Here is a 19,093-nt window from a genome sequence, read left to right on the forward strand (position 1 = left end):
TGACGTTACGCGACGAGTTTTCCTCGCACCACCACTTTGCCCGGCTTGATCTCGGGGTCGGCAATACGACGGATCGCCAGATTCAAGGCTTGCCAGGCGATCTCTTGCAAATCATGCGACACGCAAGGGAAATGGAAACCGTAGATCTCGGCATGCGAAACCTCATCGATGCTGAACAGCGACACGTCCTGCATCAACGGCAGCCGATGTTCGATACAGGCCTTGATAATACCCAGGGAGATCTGGTTATTGCAGCCAACGAAAAAGTCCGGCGCGCGGTGATTGGCCAGCCAACGGCTCGTCTCTTGCCAGGCGACGTCCATAAAGAAATCGGCATACAGCACTTCAAACGACGCCACTTTCCCTTGCAACGCCGCCTGCAGCCCTGTGACCCTGTCCCGTGCCACGTTGGAGTTTTCCGGTCCGGACACCACTACCACCCGCTGCGCTTTCTGTTCCAAAAGCCAGCGCCCCGCCTGGAGGCCGCAGTCCAGGTTATCGATATACACGCCGCTGCAGTGGCGATTGTCCAGTTCCCGGTCGATCAGCACCACCGGAATATTCAATGTTTCCAACCGTTTTAGGTAGGAAGGCTGGTACAGATGATCGTTGGAAATGACCGAGAGAATGATCGCATCGACGTTGTAGCCAATCAGTTTGTCGATGATTCTGTCTTCGCTTTCCTGAGACTCATAGGAGTCGAACACCAGGGTGTCGTACCCCATTTTTTGCGCTTCAAGCGTCATCAGGCGTGTCAGGCCGCCAAAGAACGGGTTGGCCATATCCGGGTTGACGATGCCAATGGTTCTGCTGCTTTTCGCCCGCAGGTTGCGCGCCGCGGCATTGACCACATAACCGAGTTCGGCAGCCGTCTCCCGAATGCGGCGCAGCGTTTCCGGATGAACCTTGTCCGGCTGTGAAAATGCCCGCGACGCGGTGATTTTACTGACGTTTGCCTGTGCGGCCACGCTAGCCAGCGTCGCTTTCCGTCCTCGACCCACTGCCAAATGCAGCTCCTTAGCTTAAAGTATCATTTTGTACCATTGGCAACATCATGACAGAACTTTCATTGTGGCGCTAATGGTTTACGCCTGCCAGGCGGTTAATCCGGGGATCGGTAAAGATATCCAGCTCGTCACGGCTCTCGGAAGAAAACTCGGACACCACCGCACCCCGCTTCCCCGCCTGAAACCAGTGCCGAGTATTGGGTGCGATGGTGTATTGTTCGCCAGGCCGCAAGAGAATATAGCGATTGCAGGTATACCAAGGCTCTGCGCCCTCTGGCACCCGACATACCGGTTCGCCGCCGGCATCATTAAGCGTCAGGTTTTCGTCATCGACAAACAGAAACACCTCGCCCCAACGGCAGCGGAACGTCTCTTGTTTGCCGGGCGTGCCGGCAAAGAGAGGATGCAAATGTTCCGGGCAAGTCTGACCAGGAAACAGCACCAACTCTTTCGCACAATACCGAGGTGAGTTGACATAGGTCAGCAGTTGCAGCCCTGAGACGGGATAGTCAGCCAAGCCAAACGTCGCAATTTCAATACGTTGCTGTTCTTCCTCAGTCAAAACAATGTCCGCCTCACGCAAGTATTCCAGCGTAGCGGCTATGGCACGTTGTTGTTTGTTCATCATTTCCCCTGCAAAGTAACGGTATCGATATCAGCATGCTGATATTAAAACCGTCATTGCATCGCCGATTTTGTGATCTTCATCCCTATATTGAATAACAACCCACCAGCAAAATTAACTCCCGTCGAGTAATTCCAACATCGATCACAGTTTAACCCCCCGCTTTAGCCCACTATCGCCGCATTGAAATGATATCGTTACCATAAAAATGATTCACCAGGAGGCAATATGAAAGCATTAGTGTTGGCCAAAGCGGGGGAAATCGCTATCGAGGACGTCCAGCTTGCCGAAACGCTGGGGCCCGATGATGTGCAGATAAAAATTCATTCCGTGGGCATCTGCGGCAGCGATGTGCACTATTACCAACATGGCCGCATTGGCCCGTTCGTGGTTAACGCCCCGATGGTGCTCGGCCATGAAGCCTCCGGCGTGGTGCTCGCGACCGGTAAAAACGTCACTCACCTCAGCATCGGCGATCGCGTTTGCATGGAGCCCGGCATTCCCGATCTCAACTCGGCGCAGACGCGCGCCGGGATTTACAATCTGGATCCCGCCGTTCGCTTCTGGGCGACGCCACCGGTGCACGGCTGCCTGCGCGAAACCGTCATCCACCCCGCCGCCTTCACGTTCAAATTGCCGGACAACGTCAGTTTCGCTGAGGGCGCCATGGTGGAACCCTTAGCCATCGGCATGCAAGCGGCCACCAAAGCCGGGATCAAACCCGGCGATATCGCACTGGTGATCGGCGCCGGGCCGATCGGCGTGGTCACCGCCCTCGCGGCGCTGGCGGGCGGCTGTTCGGACGTCATTATCTGCGACCTGTTTGACGAAAAACTCGCCGTGGCGGCCAGTTATGAGGGGCTGCACGCCGTCAATATCAAAACCGGCGACCTGGCGGGGAAAGTGGCCGCGCTCACCAGCGGCAATGGCGCCGATGTCGTGTTTGAATGCAGCGGCGCCAAACCGGCTATCGCTACGCTGGCCGAGCATGCGGCGCCCGGGGCGACCGCCGTGCTGGTCGGCATGCCGATCGATGCCGCGCCGATGGATATCGTCGCCGCGCAGGCCAAGGAAATCACCTTCAAGACCATTTTCCGCTACGCCAACATGTACCCGCGCACGCTGCGGCTGTTGAGCAGCGGCAAATTGCGCGTCCAGCCGTTGATAAGCCAAACCTACAAGTTTTCCGACAGCGTAGCCGCTTTCGAGCGCGCGGCGGCAGGACATGCCTCGGACATCAAAATCATGCTGGAAATGGAGTGATCCTATGGCGCTCTATGCTGGCATAGACTGCGGTACGCAAGGCACGAAAGTCGTGATTGTCGACAGCACACAGGGCGTGATCCTCGGTGAGGGCAACGCCCCTCACCGTCTCATCAGCCAAGCCAATGGCCGGCGCGAACAAGAGGCCGACTGGTGGATTGAGGCGTTAGTCATCGCTTTTCGCCAAGCCGTGACTAACGCCGGCGTTGATGCACGGGAGATTCATGCTCTGGGGGTCTCGGGCCAACAACATGGGTTTGTGCCACTGGACGCAGACGGCAACGTGCTGCACAGCGTCAAGCTGTGGTGCGATACCGAAACCGCAGAGGAAAACGAACGGCTCCTGCAACAGCTCGGCGGAGCCAACGGCTCGCTGGAAACACTCGGCCTGCGGATCGCCACCGGTTATACCGCGTCAAAAATCCTTTGGTTCAAAACACACCATCCGGCGCTCTGGGCAAAACTGCACACCGTGTTGTTGCCTCATGATTATTTGAACTTCTGGCTGACCGGGGAGCGCGTAGCGGAATATGGCGACGCTTCCGGCACCGGGTTGTTCGATGTACGTACCCGTCGCTGGAGCAAAACCGCGGTCGATCTCATCGACGACAGCGGCCGCCTGTGGCAGGCTCTGCCGCCGCTCAAAAGCGCGGAGTGCTGCATCGGCACGGTGCGCCCCGCCGCCGCGGAAAAACTCGGCCTCGGCCCGGCAGTTCGGGTATCGACCGGCGGCGGCGACAACATGATGGCGGCCATCGGTTCCGGCAACATCGAGGCCGGCACCCTTACCCTGAGTCTGGGCACCTCCGGTACGCTATTCGCCTGGTCTGCCGCCCCCGTCACGGCGGAATCGGACATGATTGCCGGCTTCTGCTCCAGCACCAATGGGTGGCTGCCATTGATTTGCACCATGAATGTCACCTCGGCCACCACTGCGGTACAAACGCTGCTGGACGAAGACCTTGCCGGCTTTAACGCTTTGTTGACGCAGGCCGCGCCCGGTGCAGGCGGTGTCGAGATGCTGCCGTTCTTCAATGGCGAACGTGTTCCGCCGTTGCCCCACGCGCGCGCCAGTCTGCATAACCTCGATAGCGACAATTTTACCCGTGCCAATCTCTGCCTGGCGGTAGTCGAAAGCGCTACGTATGGGTTGCGCTATGGCATCGAGCTGTTTCGCCGTCAGGGCATCGAAGCGCGCGAGATCCGCCTCACCGGCGGCGGCGCCCGCAGCGCCGCCTGGCGACAAATCGTCGCGGACGTGATGGGGTGCCCGGTAGTCTGTCTGAAAGCCAAAGAGACCGCCGCGCTGGGCGGCGCCATTCAGGCGATGTGGGCGACGACGTTGGCCGACGATCCGCAGCGGAACGCCGGCGCGTTGCTGGCCGAACTGTGCCAGCGTTTCGTTGCGCTGGATGAGGCCACGCGCACACGGCCACATGCTGGCAGACAAGCGCAATACGAGACGCTTTATCAACGGTACCTGCAACGCTTGCAGCAGACCTATCCGGAGGTGCAACTGTGACGCGAGATCCCCAGACGCAAGCGCCCGCCTACCTGCTGGAGGTCAGCGGCGTCAGGAAAGCTTTTGGCCCGGTCGTGGCCCTCAAGAATGCGGAGTTTTGCCTGCGGCGTGGATCCATCCATGCCCTGTGCGGTGGCAACGGCGCGGGTAAATCCACCTTTCTCAGCATTCTGATGGGCTTTATTCAACCCGATGGCGGCGACATTTTTATCAATGGCCAACGCTGTGAATTTCATCATCCCCGGGAAGCCCTCAACGCCGGCATCGCCATCGTGCAGCAGGAGCTGAGCGCGATCCCGGATCTGACGGTGGCCGAAAACATTTGGCTGGGCCGCGAGCCGAGGCGCCTGGGGTTCGTCGATTTCGCTACGCTCAATCAACGCACCACCAGCTTGCTCAAGGAACTCGATTTCAAGATCGACGCCCGAGAGAAAATGCGCAACCTGAGCGTCGCCGAGCAGCAGTTGGTCGAGATCGCCAAAGCGCTGTCGCATGCCAATGCCGACATCATCATCATGGATGAACCCACCTCGGCGATTGGCGAGGAGGATGCGCAAAAAATCTTTCAGACGCTTCAGCAACTGGCGGCGAAAGGTAAAGGCATTATCTACGTCTCCCACCGTTTGTCAGAGATATTCCAAATCGCGGACAGCTACACCATTTTCCGCGACGGCGCCTATATCCATGAAGGCTATATCGCTGACATTACCCGTGAGCAGCTGATCGAACACATTATTGGCGGCGAGTACGACAGCGAGTTCGCCAAATTCAATCAGCCCGGTGAAGAGGTCTTGCTGGAGGTCAACGGCCTGTGTTGGCGCAGCAAGATAAAAGATATCAGCCTGCAACTGAAGCACGGTGAGATCCTGGGCATCTACGGCCTGGTGGGCTCGGGCCGCAGCGAGTTTCTCGATCTTATCTTCGGCATTCAGCATGCCGACAGCGGCACGATCCGCTTGGGTGACAAGACGCTGAACCGCCATTCTCCGCGCAAGGCCATCGACAGCGGTATTGCCTACGTGACGGAAGATCGCAAGGAAACCGGCCTAGTGCTGTGCCGTTCCGTCAGTGAAAACATCAATATCGCCTCTTTTGCCGGCATCAGCCGGATGGGGTTTGTCAGCGAGAAACGGGAGCAGGCGCGAACCCGCGACATGATCCAGCGCTTCAACGTTAAAACCCACGATGGCGAACAACCCGTGGGTAACCTGAGCGGCGGCAACCAGCAAAAAGTGGTGCTGGGCCGTTGGGCGCTGCTGGATCCGGAGGTTTTGCTGCTCGACGAGCCGACGCGCGGCATCGACGTCGGCGCCAAGAAAGAGATCTACCGATTTATGTCGGAGTTCGCCTTGCAAAACAAAGGGATCATCATGGTTTCCTCCGAGCTTTCGGAAATTATCGGCATGAGCGATCGCATATTGGTGTTTCGCGACGGGCAGTTGGCCGGCGAGCTTTCGGCGGCCGATGCGACTCAGGCAGCACTGATGAAACTTGCGGTTTAACAGAGAGAGAAAAAAAATGAGCAGCGCCCACTCCTTATCACCAGGAATTTCATTTTTCACCCGCAATAAGCGCCGTATGCACAAGTACGGCATTATCATCGCCTTTTTCGCCCTGTGCCTGATCGTGGCGCTGATTGGCGAATATCAGGTCGCTCAGGGCGCCTGGAGCAGCAATTATTTTCTCAGCAATGAAAACACCCTGATCGTCCTGCGCCAGGTCTCGATCAACGGCATTCTGGCGATCGGCATGACCTTTGTCATTATTACGGCCGGCGTCGATCTCTCCGTGGGCTCGGTGCTGGCGTTAAGCGGGATCGTCGCCGCTCGCTTCGCCACCAACAACAGCGGATTAGCTATCGGCGACACCGCGACCGCCGTCATGGCGCCGCTGATTGTGGCGCTGGGCATCGGCATCGTTTGCGGCCTGGTGAACGGCACCGTGTTAGCCCGTTATCGGCTGCAGCCGTTTATCGTCACCATGGGCATGCTCTCCGCGGCGCGCGGGTTAACCATGTTGACCACCAACGGCAATCCAGTATCGCAATTGAACAGCGATTTCCGCTGGTTAGGCAATGGCTATGTCGGCGGCGTTCCGGTGCCCGTCATCATCTTCATCGTGCTGTTCGCCCTCGCCTGGCTGGTGCTGAATAAAACCCTCTTCGGGCGTTACATCTACGCCGTCGGCGGCAACCCGAAAAGCGCGCGCACCTCGGGGATTAACGTCACCCGCATCAAAATACTGGTGTATACGCTGTGCGGCGCACTGGCCGGCATCGCCGGCCTGATCCTCACCGCACGCACCGGTTCGGCGCAGACCAACGCCGGCGCAGGGTATGAGCTGGACGCCATCGCGGCGGTGGTGATCGGTGGCACCAGCATGGCCGGCGGTGTCGGTACGCTGGTCGGCACCTTCTTCGGCGTGCTGATTATCGGGGTGATGAATAACGGCCTCGATCTGCTCGGCGTGCAATCGTATTACCAACAAATTATCAAAGGCGCATTGATCGTTCTTGCCGTATTGCTCGACCCATCGCGTAAGCAACAGCGCGATTAATAACATCAGACCCAACTCTACCAGGAGAAAACCATGAATAAGACCAAGATAGCGTTGTTTGCCTCTGCCATGATGCTCGGTAGCCTGTCGGCAGCTCAGGCCGCCCCGGTAAAAATCGCGGTATTGATGTACGGCAACAAAGCCGAGTTCGTGCAATTGATGGAAAGGTTCGGGAAGGAGCACCCGGCGGTGAAAAGCGGCGAAGCCGTGCTGACCTTCTACGATGGGCGTTATGATGCATCGGTGCAAAACGATCAGGCCGCCACCGCTATCCAAACGCGCGCCGATGCCATTATCGTCAACCCGATGGATTTTGAGGCCAATATCGATATCGTCACTAATGCCAACGAAGCCAAAATCCCGGTGGTGGTCACCAACGCGCGCCTGAACACGGACGCGATGACGTCTGAAGTGGTGTCTAATGACGAGTTGGGGGGGTATCTGGAAGCCAAAGCCGTCCTGGACAAACTCGACTGCAAGAATCAGAAGGTGAATGTGGTGATTATCGAAGGCCCGAAAGGCGGCAGCGGCGAGATCCAGCGCGGCAAGGGTAACGATAAAGCGATTGCCGAGTGCGGCGCCGGCCAGGTCACGGTACTTGAGCGCAAAACGGCCAACTGGTCACGCGCGGAAGCGCAGCCGCTGATGGAAAACTGGCTGCAGAAGCACCGGGGTAAAATCAACGGCGTGATTGGCCAAAACGACGAGATGGCGCTGGGCGCTATCGAAGCGATCAAAGGCGCTGGCCTGAATGTGAAGGACTTCGCGATTGCCGGCGTTGACGGCGTCTCCGACGCGATTCATGCGGTGCAGGCCGGTGAAATGGTCTCTATTCTGCAAGATGCCAAAGGCCAGATGCAGGGTTCCATCGACGTCGCGCTGCGCGCCGTGAAAGGTGAAAGCTATCAACCACAGTCGGATATCTGGAAACAGTACGCCAAGGATCTGAAATGGGAGGGTGGCACGCAGAAGCATTACTACATTCCGTGGACCGTCGTTACCACAGAGAATGCCCAGCAACTGTTGGACGCGCGCAAGTAATGTCCGGAGCCCCCTGCACGCAGGGGGCCTTTGCTCCGAAGCTTGCCGCAGGCAAAAAAAAAGCCAGCACGGAGTGGCTGGCTAAAAAGTTCTTCGAGGGAATATCTTGTGCGATAAACATACGCCTTTCACTGCGGGCTTTACTAGCTATCAGTGCGATAGGCACCCTCAGTTAAAATCAACGCCTGCATATCGGTGAACATCGTTTCCCATTCCGCCTGGTCGATATCCATTAAACCAAAGTAACGCAGCATAAAGGCGCCTTCGGTGGCGAGAAACGCCAGGCGCGCGCGCTTGCCTTCTTCCGTCGTCAAATCCAAACCGGCGATGCGGCTGCGATACCATTCACGCGTGCTCGCCAGATGCTCCGGCGTTTGAATCAGCGTCGCCATTAGCCCGGCGGCCTTGGCGCTGGCGGTCTGATCCGAGCTTTGCGTCGCCAACATATGCGCCCGCACGCCGGTCTGCGGCGAAGGATCGTCACCGGCGATAGCGGCGAACAGCGTCTCGTAGGCACTGCCCCAGCGATCGAACATGGCATCAATCAGGGCGTCTTTGCTGCCGAAACAGTACTGCACCCCGCCCTTGGAGATCCCCATCGCTTTGGCGACGGCGTCAATGGTCAAGCCGGCGGCGCCCTGGGTGGCGACGATCTCTTCGGCGGTGTCCAAAACTTTGTCGCGATCGATGCTGCGTTGACGTCCCATTAAGAAACCCTTCTTTTCAATACGAACGTATGGATATATATTATCGCCAGTATACCACCCGGCATCGCCGGAGGGTTACCACAATGGCGGCGCCTTCGCGCCGCCCACGTTAACTGGATTATGACTTATGTACGCCAAGAACCGCTGGTTAATCCTGACAATGGTCGCCAGCGCCCTGTTCCTGATTGTTATCGACATGACGGTGCTCTATACCGCTCTGCCACGCTTAACCCAGGCGCTGGACGCCAGCGCCTCGCAAAAACTCTGGATCGTCAACGCCTACCCGCTGGTGGTCGCCGGGCTACTGCCCGGCGCCGGCATGCTGAGCGATCGCATCGGCCATAAGCGGCTGTTTCTCGCCGGGCTGCCGGTGTTTGCCGTCGCGTCGCTGTGCGCCGCTTTCTCGCCCACCGCCGAGTGGCTGATCGCCGCGCGGGTATTCCTCGCCGTTGGCGCGGCAATGATGATGCCCGCCACGCTGTCCATCGTGCGTCACGTCTTTACCGACGAACGCGAACGCGCGCTGGCGATCGGCATCTGGGCCTCGGTGGCCTCCGGCGGCGCGGCCATCGGCCCGGTGGTCGGCGGCCTGCTGCTGGAGTATTTCTGGTGGGGATCGGTGTTCCTGATCAACGTACCGGTGGTGTTGCTGGTCTGGCCGCTGGCGTGGAAACTGATCCCGCGCTGCGGCGGTGATAACCCGCGCCCCGCCGATATCGTCGGCTCGGTGCAGATCATGATCGGTCTGGTCGGCGCTATCTATGCGCTGAAGGAACTGAGCAAGCCGGCGCCTGACCTCAGCGCGTTGCTCGCAGCGGCCCTGATCGGCATCCTGTTCTTGGTGCTGTTTGTGCGTCGTCAGCAGCGCAGCGCTCACCCGATGATCGATTTCTCCCTGTTCCGCAACCGGCTGTTCGCCGGCGGCATCGGCGTGGCGTTGCTGTCGATGGTGGCCCTGATCGGCGTCGAGCTGGTGCTCAGCCAACGCTTGCAGCTGGTGCTCGGCCTCAGCCCGCTGCAGGCAGCGCTGTTCATCTTGCCGATCCCGCTGGCCTCGGCGCTGGCGGGGCCAATGGCCGGTTTACTGTTGCCGCGCTACGGTGAGCGCAGCATCATCCTCGGCGGTTTCGTCCTGACCGCCTTCGGCATCGCCGGCCTTGCCCTGTGGTATCAAAGCAGCATGGCACCGCAGCTGGTGAGCCTGGCGTTGGTGGGCTTTGGCCTCGGCGGCGTGATCACCGCCGCGTCCACCGCCATCATGCTGAACGCGCCGGAGGAGAAATCCGGCATGGCGGCCTCTATCGAAGACGTCTCCTACGAGCTGGGTGGCGTGCTGGGCGTGACGCTGCTCGGTGGGTTGATGACGGCGGTCTACAGTCACAGCCTGGCGCTGCCGGCGGCGCTGCCGGTCAGCGATCTGGCCTACGACAGTATCGACGAAGCCCTGCGGCTGGCCGCCGGAATGGCGGCCGATCGCGCGCAGCAGCTGACGCAGCTGGCGCGTTTGGCCTTCGATCGCGCCTTTATTACGGTGCTGATCGCCGCCGCGCTGTTAATGGCGCTGGGCGCCGGCGTGGTAAAACTGGCGCTGCGCAAGTAACCGATAAAAGCGGCTTTTTTCGCCGGCGGATCCTGCGTAAACTGATTCGGCAATTTGCTCGACGGATTTATCGTCATCGGTTTAAGCGATGGTAATGATGCCTGTTATCGTGTTTAACCCTGCGATAAATCCGGTTACTGTAACAGCTATGGAAATTGATTCTGTCTACCCTTGGAACGAATAATCAGGAGAAGATTATTATGGCAACGGCGAAGAAAGCAGCGAAAACCCATATCGGCCTCGACAGTAAACAATCGGCAAAACTCGCCGAAGCGCTGAATGCGCTGTTGGCGAATTATCAGGTGCTGTATATGAACGTGCGCGGCTATCACTGGAATATTACCGGCCCGCAGTTCTTTGAGCTGCACGCGAAATTCGAAGAAACTTACAACGATCTGCTGACCAAGGTGGATGAGCTGGCGGAACGTATCCTGACGCTGGGCTCGCAGCCGCGTCACGCTTTCAGCGACTATCTGAAAACCGCCGACATCAAGGAACACACCAACGTGACCGATGATAAGGGCACGCTGCGCGGCCTGTTGGAAGGGTATTCAATCTTGCTGCAGCAGCAGCGTGAACTGCTGACGGTAGCGGCAGACGCCGGCGACGAAGGCACCGCGTCATTGATGAGCGATTATATCAAAGAGCAGGAAAAACAGGTCTGGATGCTCAACGCCTACCTCGGAAAATAACCCTGACGCCATAACAAAACAGTCCCTCTCGGGACTGTTTTCGTTTTACCACTCGCAGGATACCGCAAACAGCAGCGCACGCCGATGCTGATCGTCCAGGCGGCGCCGCACCCGGATAATATGGCGATTGCTGCACGACTGGCGTTCCAGCCAGCGATGCCGGCGACGTTGGCTCTGTCGCAACATGCGCCAACGGCCCACTTCATTTCTACTGCGTCTCATAATTCCGTCACTCGTTCGTCTAATGCCAACCGCGGGCATTATAGCCCTTTCCGCCCGTGATCCAAGCCGCCGTTATCGGCAACATACCGGACGTCGCACCGGCAAAAGCCCCCCTTTCAATTTCGGCAAGTGCCTTAACTTCATCATATTTATGTAACATAAGCGCCGATAAAAGGTTTCGCCTTGCCCGATCTGTGCGTACACTCATCATTGGTGGTTTGCGAACGGGATTTTTCGCCTTTATGACAACATTTTATACCGTAATCAGTTGGCTCATGGTGTTCGGCTACTGGCTGCTGATCGCCGGCGTGACGATGCGCATTTTGATGAAACGCCGTGCGGTTCCCTCTGCCATGGCCTGGCTGCTGGTTATCTATATTCTGCCGCTGTTCGGCATCGTGGCCTATTTATCGTTCGGCGAGCTGCATCTGGGCAAGCGCCGGGCCGAGCGCGCCAAGGCCATGTGGCCGTCGACCGCGCGCTGGCTGAAGGAACTGAAAGAGAGCCGTCGCATCTTCGCCACCGAATACAGTAAAGTCGCCGAACCGCTGTTCCAGCTGTGCAACCGCCGCCAGGGCATCGACGGCGTCAAGGGCAACCAGCTGCAGCTGCTCACCACCACCGACGACACGCTGAAAGCGCTGATCCGCGACATCGAGCTGGCGCGCCACAACATCGAAATGGTGTTCTATATCTGGCAGCCCGGCGGCCTGGTCGATCAGGTGGCCGAATCGCTGATGGCCGCCGCCCGGCGCGGCGTACACTGCCGCCTGATGCTGGACTCCGCCGGCAGCCTGCAATTTTTCCGCAGCCCCTACCCGGCGATGATGCGCAACGCCGGCATCGAAGTGGTCGAAGCGTTGAAGGTCAACCTCTTGCGCGTGTTCCTGCGCCGCATGGATCTGCGTCAGCACCGCAAAGTAGTGCTGATCGACAACTATATCGCCTATACCGGCAGCATGAACATGGTCGATCCGCGCTACTTCAAACAGGATGCGGGCGTCGGCCAATGGATCGATCTGATGGCGCGCATGGAAGGCCCGGTGGCCACCACCATGGGCATCGTCTATGCCTGCGACTGGGAAATTGAAACCGGCAAGCGCATTCTGCCGCCGCCGCCGGACGTCAACATCATGCCGTTCGAGCAGGAAAGCGGCCACACCATTCAGGTGATCGCCTCCGGCCCCGGCTTCCCCGAGGAAATGATCCACCAGGCGCTGCTAACCGCGGTTTATTCCGCGCGCGAGCAGCTGATCATGACCACGCCGTACTTCGTGCCGAGCGACGATCTGCTGCACGCCATCTGCACCGCCGCTCTGCGCGGCGTCGAGGTCAGCATCATCGTGCCGCGCGACAACGATTCGATGATGGTGCGCTGGGCCAGCCGCGCGTTCTTCTCCGAGCTGCTGGAAGCCGGAGTGAAAATTTATCAGTTCGAAGGCGGTCTGCTGCACACCAAGAGTGTGCTGGTTGACGGCCAGCTTAGCCTGGTCGGCACCGTCAATCTGGATATGCGCAGCCTGTGGCTGAATTTCGAAATCACCCTGGTGATCGACGACGACGGCTTCGGCAGCGATCTGGCCTGCGTGCAGGAAGATTACATCGCCCGTTCCCAGTTGCTGAACGCCAAAGAGTGGCTGAAGCGGCCGTTCTGGCATCGCCTGGTTGAGCGCCTGTTCTACTTTTTCAGCCCGCTGCTGTAAAAGCCGCAACGAGCGTGCTTTAATAGCGCCAAATCATTTGTTATCAGGATTTTTTTATGGATTTGAATAACCGCCTTACCGAAGACGAAACGCTGGAACAGGCCTACGACATCTTTCTCGAATTGGCCGGCGACAATCTGGATCCGGCGGATATTCTGCTGTTCAATCTGCAGTTTGAAGAGCGCGGCGGCGCAGAACTGTACGATCCCTCCGAAGACTGGAGCGAGCACGTGGACTACGATCTGAACCCAGACTTCTTCGCCGAAGTGGTGATCGGTCTGGCGGACAGCGACGGCGAGCCAATCAACGACGTGTTCGCCCGCGTGCTGATCTGCCGCGAGAAAGACCACAAGCTGTGCCACATTCTGTGGAAAGAGTGATTCGCCGCCAGCGCATCGGATAAAAAAGCCCCGCTTATTCAGCGGGGCTTTTTGTTGCCGGCTAGCGTCGCATTACAGCGGATCGACCTTCAGGCAGGATACCGCGTGGCGGAAGCTGCCCTCCAGCAGCGGACGCGTCTTGGCGCACTCCGGCCCGGCGATCGGGCAGCGGGTGCGGAACACGCAGCCGGTCGGCGGGTTGATCGGCGAAGGCAGCTCCCCTTCCAACAGCTGGATCTGTTTTTCCTTCTCCTTGTCCGGATCCGGGATCGGCACCGCCGACATCAGCGCTTTGGTGTAAGGATGCTGTGGGTTGTGATACACCTCGTCATAGGTGCCCAGCTCCACCGCATGGCCCAGGTACATCACCAGCACGCGATCGGAAATGTGCTTCACCACCGCCAAATCGTGGGCGATAAAGACCAATGACAGCCCCATCTCGCGCTGCAGCTGCTGCAACAGGTTCACCACCTGCGCCTGAATCGACACGTCCAACGCGGAGACCGGCTCGTCGCAGATCACCAGCTTCGGTTCGAGGATCAGCGCGCGCGCGATGCCGATACGCTGGCACTGACCGCCGGAGAACTCGTGCGGGTAGCGGTTGATCAGGTTAGGCAACAGGCCGACCTTCAGCATCATCGCCTTGACCTTGTCCTTCACTTCCTGACGCGGCATTTTCGGGTAGTAGGTGCGCAGCGGCTCGGCGATGATCTCGCCGATGGTCATGCGCGGGTTGAGCGAAGCCAGCGGATCCTGGAAGATCATCTGGATATCGCTGCGGGTTTTACGCCAGTCGGCGTCGCTCATGCCCAGCAGATCTTTGCCCAGCCAGGCGACGCGCCCGCTGGTGGCCTTCACCAGGCCGATGATGGCGCGCGCGAAGGTGGATTTGCCGCAGCCGGATTCGCCGACCACGCCCAGGGTTTCCCCCTCGAACAGCCGCAGCGTAACGCCATCGACCGCCTTCAGGGTTTTCGGCGGCTGCCAGAACCACTGTTTGTCGTCATGAATGTCGAAGTGCACTTTCAGATCGGCGACTTCGAGCAGCACTTTCTTGTCAGTTACCGCTGTCATACTAACGCCTCCACCGGTTTAAAGCAGGCGCGCAGGCGCCCTTCCCCAAATTGCTCCAACGGCGGAGCGCTCGCGCACTGTTCCATGGCGTACGGGCAGCGCGGCTGGAACGGGCAGCCTTTCGGCAACCGCAGTAGGTTCGGCGGGTTGCCGGGAATGGTCAACAACGCTTCGCCTTCGGCGTCGAGACGCGGCACCGCATTCAACAGACCAATGGAGTACGGATGGCTCGGCTGGTAGAACACCTCGCGCGCGCTGCCGTATTCCATGGTGCGGCCGGCGTACATCACCAGCACCTTGTTGCAGATGCCGGCCACCACGCCCAGGTCGTGGGTGATCATGATGATGGCGGTGTTGAACTCGCGCTTCAGCTCGTTGAGCAGCGTCATGATCTGCGCCTGGACGGTCACGTCCAGCGCGGTGGTCGGCTCGTCGGCGATCAGCAGCTTCGGCCGGCACAGCAACGCCATGGCGATCATCACGCGCTGGCGCATACCGCCGGAAAACTCGTGCGGGTACATGCGCATGCGCTTGCGCGCCTCCGGCATTTTCACCGCGTCGAGCATGCGGACCGACTCTTCGAAGGCTTCGCTTTTGCTCAGTTTCTTATGCAGCATCAGCACTTCCATCAGCTGTTCGCCAACGCGCATATAAGGGTTGAGCGAGGTCATCGGGTCCTGGAAGATCATCGAGATCTCCTCGGCCCGCAGCTTGTTAAGCTGATTTTCCGGCAGGTTGAGGATCTCGCGGCCGTTGAATTTGGCCGAGCCGCCGATGCGGCCATTGCTCGCCAGTAGCCCCATCAGGGCGAACGCGGTCTGCGATTTGCCTGAGCCAGATTCACCGACGATGCCCAGCGTTTCGCCGGCGCGCAGATCGAAGTTCAGATCGTTTACCGCCGTCACGTCGCCGTCCGGCGTGGAAAACGTGACGCGCAGGTCTTTTACGTCCAGCAGCGGCGACGTTTTGACGCCGGCGCCGGTTTGCAGTTGAGGATGTTCAATGGTGCTCATGGTTGCACTCCTTAACGATCTTTCGGGTCGAGGGCGTCACGCAGGCCATCGCCGATAAAGTTGAAACAGAACAGAGTGACTACCAGGAAACCCGCCGGGAACAGCAGCAACCACGGTGAAACTTCCATTGAGTTGGCGCCGTCGCTGAGCAATGCGCCCCAGCTGCTCAGCGGCTCCTGCGTGCCCAGCCCCAGGAAGCTGAGGAAGGATTCGAACAGGATCATGCTCGGCACCAGCAGCGACGCGTACACCACTACCACGCCGAGCACGTTAGGCACGATATGCCGCAGCACGATGTTGCGCGTGGAGACGCCGCACACCAGCGCCGCTTCGATGAACTCCTTACGCTTGAGACCGAGCGTTTGGCCGCGCACGATACGCGCCATATCCAGCCACGACACCATACCGATCGCCACGAAGATCAACAGGATATTCTGGCCGAAGAAGGTCACCAGCAGGATCACGAAGAACATGAACGGGAAGGAGTTGAGGATCTCCAGCAGACGCATCATCACCGAGTCGATCTTGCCGCCCAGATAACCGGACATCGCGCCGTACAGGGTGCCGACGATCACCGCCACCAGCGCCGCCGCCACGCCGACCATCAGCGAGATACGCCCGCCAATCGCCACGCGCACCAGTAGGTCGCGCCCGGAGGAATCGGTGCCGAAATAGTGCCCCGATTCCAGGCTTGGCGCGGCGGACATCATCGCCCAATCGGTATCGTCGTAGGCAAATTGCGACAGCATCGGCGCCAGCACCACAAACAGCGTGATCAACACCAGGATGAACAGGCTGCTGACCGCCGCACGGTTATGCATAAAGCGCCGGCGCGCGTCTTGCCACAGGCTGCGTCCTTCCACTTCCAGCTTCTCGCTGAAGTGTTCCAGAGCTTCGCTGTTCTTTTTAGTCAACATCATTCGCGTGCTCCAGATTAATAACGGATTTTCGGATCGATGACCGCATACAGCACATCGACGATCGCGTTGAACAGAATGGTCAGAGCGCCCACCAGAATGGTCAGGCTCAACACCAGGGAGTAGTCGCGGTTCAGCGCGCCGTTAACGAACAGCTGGCCGATCCCCGGCAGGCCGTAGATGGTTTCGATCACCATCGAACCGGTGATGATCCCGACGAACGCCGGGCCCATATAGGACAGCACCGGCAACAGCGCCGGCTTCAGCGCGTGGCGGAAAATGATACGGCGCATCGGCAAGCCTTTAGCGCGCGCGGTGCGAATGAAGTTGGAGTGCAGCACTTCAATCATCGAGCCGCGCGTGATACGGGCGATGCTGGCGATATAGGCCAGAGACAGCGCTACCATCGGCAAGATGATGAACTTAGGCGCGCCGCCGTTCCAGCCGCCGCCCGGCAGCCATTTCAACGTGATGGCGAAGATCAGCACCAACAGCGGCGCCACCACGAAACTGGGTATCACCACCCCGGTCATGGCGAACCCCATCACCGTGTAGTCCCATTTGGTGTTCTGATTCAACGCGGCGATCACGCCGGCGCTCACGCCCAGCACCACCGCCAGCAGAAACGCGGCCAGGCCGAGTTTGGCGGAAACCGGGAAAGAGCTGGCGACCAGATCGTTGACCGAATAGTCCTTGTATTTAAAGGACGGGCCGAAGTCTCCCTGCGCAAGCTGCGCCAGATAATGACCGTACTGTTTCCAGATCGGGTCGTTCAAATGGTATTTGGCTTCGATATTCGCCATAACTTCCGGCGGCAATGCGCGTTCCCCGGTAAATGGACTGCCGGGCGCCAGGCGCATCATGAAGAATGAGATGGTGATAAGGATAAATAGTGTCGGGATCGCTTCCAATAAGCGACGAAGTATAAATTTAAGCATTGCCCTAACCCTGTGCGACAGCCTGATGACGGCTTATTATTCTCAACATGGGCCGGCGGCCTGCGCCGCCGGCTCTTACCGTATCAATGCTTGATGATGTACAGGTTTTTGTCGTACACGTTATCAAGCGGGTCTTTGCCGGTGTAGCCACCGACGTAAGGTTTCACCAAACGGGCGTTCACGTAGTAATACAGCGGAACGATGGCGGAATCTTTATCCAGCTGAACTTCCGCTTTCTGATACAGATCGGCGCGCTCGTCTTTGCTCTTCGCGGTCAACACGTTGGCCATCAGCTTGTCGAACTCGGCGCTCTTATAGTGCGGGGTGTTACTGCTGCTGTCGGACAGCATCATGTTCAGGAACGAACTCGGCTCGTTATAGTCGGCGCACCAGCCGGCGCGCGCCACGTCATAGGTCCCCTGATGACGGGTATCCAGGAAGGTTTTCCACTCCTGGTTCACCAGCTTCACGTCCACGCCCAGGTTTTTCTTCCAGATGGACGCGGCGGCGATCGCCAGCTTCTTGTGCAGATCGGAGGTGTTGTACAGCAGGGAGAAGGTCAGCGGTTTGCCCGGGCCGTAGCCGGCTTCCGCCAGCAGTTTCTTCGCCACTTCGTTGCGTTTTTCCTGCGTCCAGCCGAACCACTCCGGCGGAGTCAGCTTGGCGCCGTCGGTGTATGGCGGCGTAAAGCTGTAGGCCGGCAGATCGCCCTGGTTTTTCACCTTGTTGACGATGATGTCGCGGTCCATGCCCAGCTTCAGCGCTTCACGCACGCGCGCATCGGTGAACGGCGCCTTCTGGTTGTTGATTTCGTAGTAGTAGGTGCACAGGTAAGGATCGACATGCACCTCTTTCGGGATCTCTTTCTTCAGCTTCTGGAACAGTTCGATCGGCATGTTGTTGTAGGTCATGTCGATTTCGCCGGTGCGGTAGCGGTTAACGTCGGTCACTTCCGATGAAATAGGCAGGAACGTCACTTTATTGATGATGGTTTTGGCGTTATCCCAATATTCCGGGTTGCGTTCCAGTACGATGCGTTCGTTGACAATCCAGTCTTTCAGTTTGTAAGCGCCGTTGCTGACGTAGTTGGCTGGCAGCGTCCACTTCTCGCCAAACTTCTCCACCGCGTCTTTGTAAACCGGCTTCATGGCGTAGTGTGGGGTCATTTCAACCAGATAAGGCACCGGCTCGCTCAGGGTCACCTGGAAGGTGTGGTCGTCGATGGCCTTCACGCCCAGTGTCGACTTGTCTTTTTTACCGGCGATGATGTCATCGACGTTTTCCACATGGGCGTACTGCAGGTAGCTGGCGTAAGGCGATGCAGTTTTCGGATCCACTACGCGCTGCCAGCTGTAGACGAAATCTTGCGCCGTCACCGGCTTGCCGTTGGACCATTTGGCGTCTTTACGCAGGTGGAAGGTCCAGACTTTGAAATCTTTGTTATCCCAGCTTTCCGCGACGCCCGGCACGATGGAACCGTCCGGGCTGTTGTTCGCCAAGCCTTCCATCAGATCGCGGGTGACGTTGTTTTCCGGCACGCCCTCGATTTTATGCGGGTCAAGCGACTGCACTTCGGAACCGTTATTTTTGACAATTTCTTGCTTGTCGGCCAGTTGCACGCCGGCAGGAACGTCGGCGGCAAAGGCGGAGGTGGTTGCTGTGATGCCCAGCGCGGCGATGACGCCGGCGGCAATGAGCGTTTTCTTCGTGATGTTGGTCATACTTATCGACTCCAGTTTTTTATTATCACAGGCTCTTCGTGGAACCTGCGTTGCCCGTAAGCGGACTCTGTTTTCCCGCCGCCGCGGAACGAATGCGGCGGCCGGCCTTCCC

18 protein-coding genes are annotated in these 19,093 nt (G+C 58.7%); 9 read left to right on the forward strand and 9 right to left on the reverse strand.

What is annotated here, in order from left to right:
* Positions 1-5: 5 nt before the first annotated feature.
* Both ACJ8IL_RS01725 and ACJ8IL_RS01730 read right to left on the reverse strand, forming a co-directional pair.
* Positions 6-1,007 carry a LacI family DNA-binding transcriptional regulator gene (locus ACJ8IL_RS01725; RefSeq protein WP_025303060.1) on the reverse strand — a complete coding sequence of 334 codons (1,002 nt, stop codon included), beginning with the start codon at positions 1,005-1,007 and terminating at the stop codon, positions 6-8.
* 70 nt (positions 1,008-1,077) lie between these two features.
* Positions 1,078-1,632, reverse strand: coding sequence for a D-lyxose/D-mannose family sugar isomerase (locus tag ACJ8IL_RS01730; RefSeq protein ID WP_442516311.1), 555 nt, complete (start codon positions 1,630-1,632; stop codon positions 1,078-1,080).
* Between the two features lie 228 nt (positions 1,633-1,860).
* Between ACJ8IL_RS01730 and ACJ8IL_RS01735 the strand changes: the two genes are divergently transcribed.
* The 5 genes from ACJ8IL_RS01735 (at position 1,861) to ACJ8IL_RS01755 (ending at position 8,014) form a co-directional block, all read left to right on the forward strand.
* Complete coding sequence (locus tag ACJ8IL_RS01735; RefSeq protein WP_004932112.1) at positions 1,861-2,895, forward strand: NAD(P)-dependent alcohol dehydrogenase; 1,035 nt, start codon at positions 1,861-1,863, stop codon at positions 2,893-2,895.
* Between the two features lie 4 nt (positions 2,896-2,899).
* A complete protein-coding gene (xylB, locus tag ACJ8IL_RS01740; protein ID WP_043142477.1) occupies positions 2,900-4,417 on the forward strand; it encodes a xylulokinase in 1,518 nt (505 codons plus the stop codon).
* On the forward strand, positions 4,414-5,919 hold the full coding sequence (locus tag ACJ8IL_RS01745) for a sugar ABC transporter ATP-binding protein (protein WP_060447755.1): 1,506 nt from the start codon (positions 4,414-4,416) through the stop codon (positions 5,917-5,919). The genes xylB and ACJ8IL_RS01745 overlap by 4 nt, the downstream gene beginning before the upstream one ends.
* A gap of 76 nt (positions 5,920-5,995) precedes the next feature.
* Positions 5,996-6,973: an ABC transporter permease gene (locus ACJ8IL_RS01750; RefSeq protein ID WP_016927501.1), complete on the forward strand. Its 978-nt coding sequence runs from the start codon at positions 5,996-5,998 to the stop codon at positions 6,971-6,973.
* A gap of 33 nt (positions 6,974-7,006) precedes the next feature.
* Positions 7,007-8,014 carry a substrate-binding domain-containing protein gene (locus ACJ8IL_RS01755; protein WP_025303066.1) on the forward strand — a complete coding sequence of 336 codons (1,008 nt, stop codon included), beginning with the start codon at positions 7,007-7,009 and terminating at the stop codon, positions 8,012-8,014.
* A 143-nt stretch (positions 8,015-8,157) separates the two neighbouring features.
* Here ACJ8IL_RS01755 and ACJ8IL_RS01760 read toward each other — a convergent pair whose 3' ends face one another.
* Entirely contained in the window at positions 8,158-8,721 is a 564-nt protein-coding gene (locus tag ACJ8IL_RS01760; protein ID WP_025303067.1) for a TetR/AcrR family transcriptional regulator, read from the reverse strand.
* A gap of 127 nt (positions 8,722-8,848) precedes the next feature.
* Between ACJ8IL_RS01760 and smfY the strand changes: the two genes are divergently transcribed.
* Both smfY and ACJ8IL_RS01770 read left to right on the forward strand, forming a co-directional pair.
* On the forward strand, positions 8,849-10,321 hold the full coding sequence (gene smfY, locus ACJ8IL_RS01765; protein WP_025303068.1) for a multidrug efflux MFS transporter SmfY: 1,473 nt from the start codon (positions 8,849-8,851) through the stop codon (positions 10,319-10,321).
* Positions 10,322-10,521: 200 nt separating this feature from the next.
* Positions 10,522-11,013, forward strand: coding sequence for a Dps family protein (locus ACJ8IL_RS01770; RefSeq protein WP_004932132.1), 492 nt, complete (start codon positions 10,522-10,524; stop codon positions 11,011-11,013).
* 45 nt (positions 11,014-11,058) lie between these two features.
* Here the strand turns inward: ACJ8IL_RS01770 and ACJ8IL_RS01775 are convergent, their stop codons facing one another.
* A complete protein-coding gene (locus ACJ8IL_RS01775; protein WP_025159792.1) occupies positions 11,059-11,235 on the reverse strand; it encodes a YciY family protein in 177 nt (58 codons plus the stop codon).
* Positions 11,236-11,477: 242 nt separating this feature from the next.
* Here ACJ8IL_RS01775 and cls point away from each other — a divergent pair, with 242 nt between their 5' ends.
* Complete coding sequence (gene cls / locus ACJ8IL_RS01780; protein WP_025303070.1) at positions 11,478-12,938, forward strand: cardiolipin synthase; 1,461 nt, start codon at positions 11,478-11,480, stop codon at positions 12,936-12,938.
* 56 nt (positions 12,939-12,994) lie between these two features.
* Positions 12,995-13,318 (forward strand): HI1450 family dsDNA-mimic protein, encoded by a 324-nt coding sequence (locus tag ACJ8IL_RS01785; RefSeq protein ID WP_004932139.1) that lies wholly within the window; start codon positions 12,995-12,997, stop codon positions 13,316-13,318.
* A 72-nt stretch (positions 13,319-13,390) separates the two neighbouring features.
* Here ACJ8IL_RS01785 and oppF read toward each other — a convergent pair whose 3' ends face one another.
* From oppF to oppA, 5 genes are all read right to left on the reverse strand, one after another.
* Complete coding sequence (gene oppF, locus ACJ8IL_RS01790; protein WP_442516312.1) at positions 13,391-14,392, reverse strand: murein tripeptide/oligopeptide ABC transporter ATP binding protein OppF; 1,002 nt, start codon at positions 14,390-14,392, stop codon at positions 13,391-13,393.
* On the reverse strand, positions 14,389-15,405 hold the full coding sequence (locus ACJ8IL_RS01795) for an ABC transporter ATP-binding protein (RefSeq protein ID WP_043142468.1): 1,017 nt from the start codon (positions 15,403-15,405) through the stop codon (positions 14,389-14,391). The genes oppF and ACJ8IL_RS01795 overlap by 4 nt, the downstream gene beginning before the upstream one ends.
* Before the next feature lie 11 nt (positions 15,406-15,416).
* Complete coding sequence (gene oppC / locus ACJ8IL_RS01800; protein ID WP_025303073.1) at positions 15,417-16,325, reverse strand: oligopeptide ABC transporter permease OppC; 909 nt, start codon at positions 16,323-16,325, stop codon at positions 15,417-15,419.
* A 14-nt stretch (positions 16,326-16,339) separates the two neighbouring features.
* A complete protein-coding gene (gene oppB, locus ACJ8IL_RS01805) occupies positions 16,340-17,260 on the reverse strand; it encodes an oligopeptide ABC transporter permease OppB (RefSeq protein ID WP_004932150.1) in 921 nt (306 codons plus the stop codon).
* A gap of 83 nt (positions 17,261-17,343) precedes the next feature.
* Positions 17,344-18,981, reverse strand: a complete 1,638-nt coding sequence (gene oppA, locus ACJ8IL_RS01810; RefSeq protein WP_025303074.1) for an oligopeptide ABC transporter substrate-binding protein OppA — start codon at positions 18,979-18,981, stop codon at positions 17,344-17,346.
* Between the last annotated feature and the right edge of the window lie 112 nt (positions 18,982-19,093).

This window comes from Serratia sp. CY47444, from assembly GCF_052168635.1.
GTDB classification, from domain to species: Bacteria; Pseudomonadota; Gammaproteobacteria; order Enterobacterales; family Enterobacteriaceae; genus Serratia; species Serratia bockelmannii.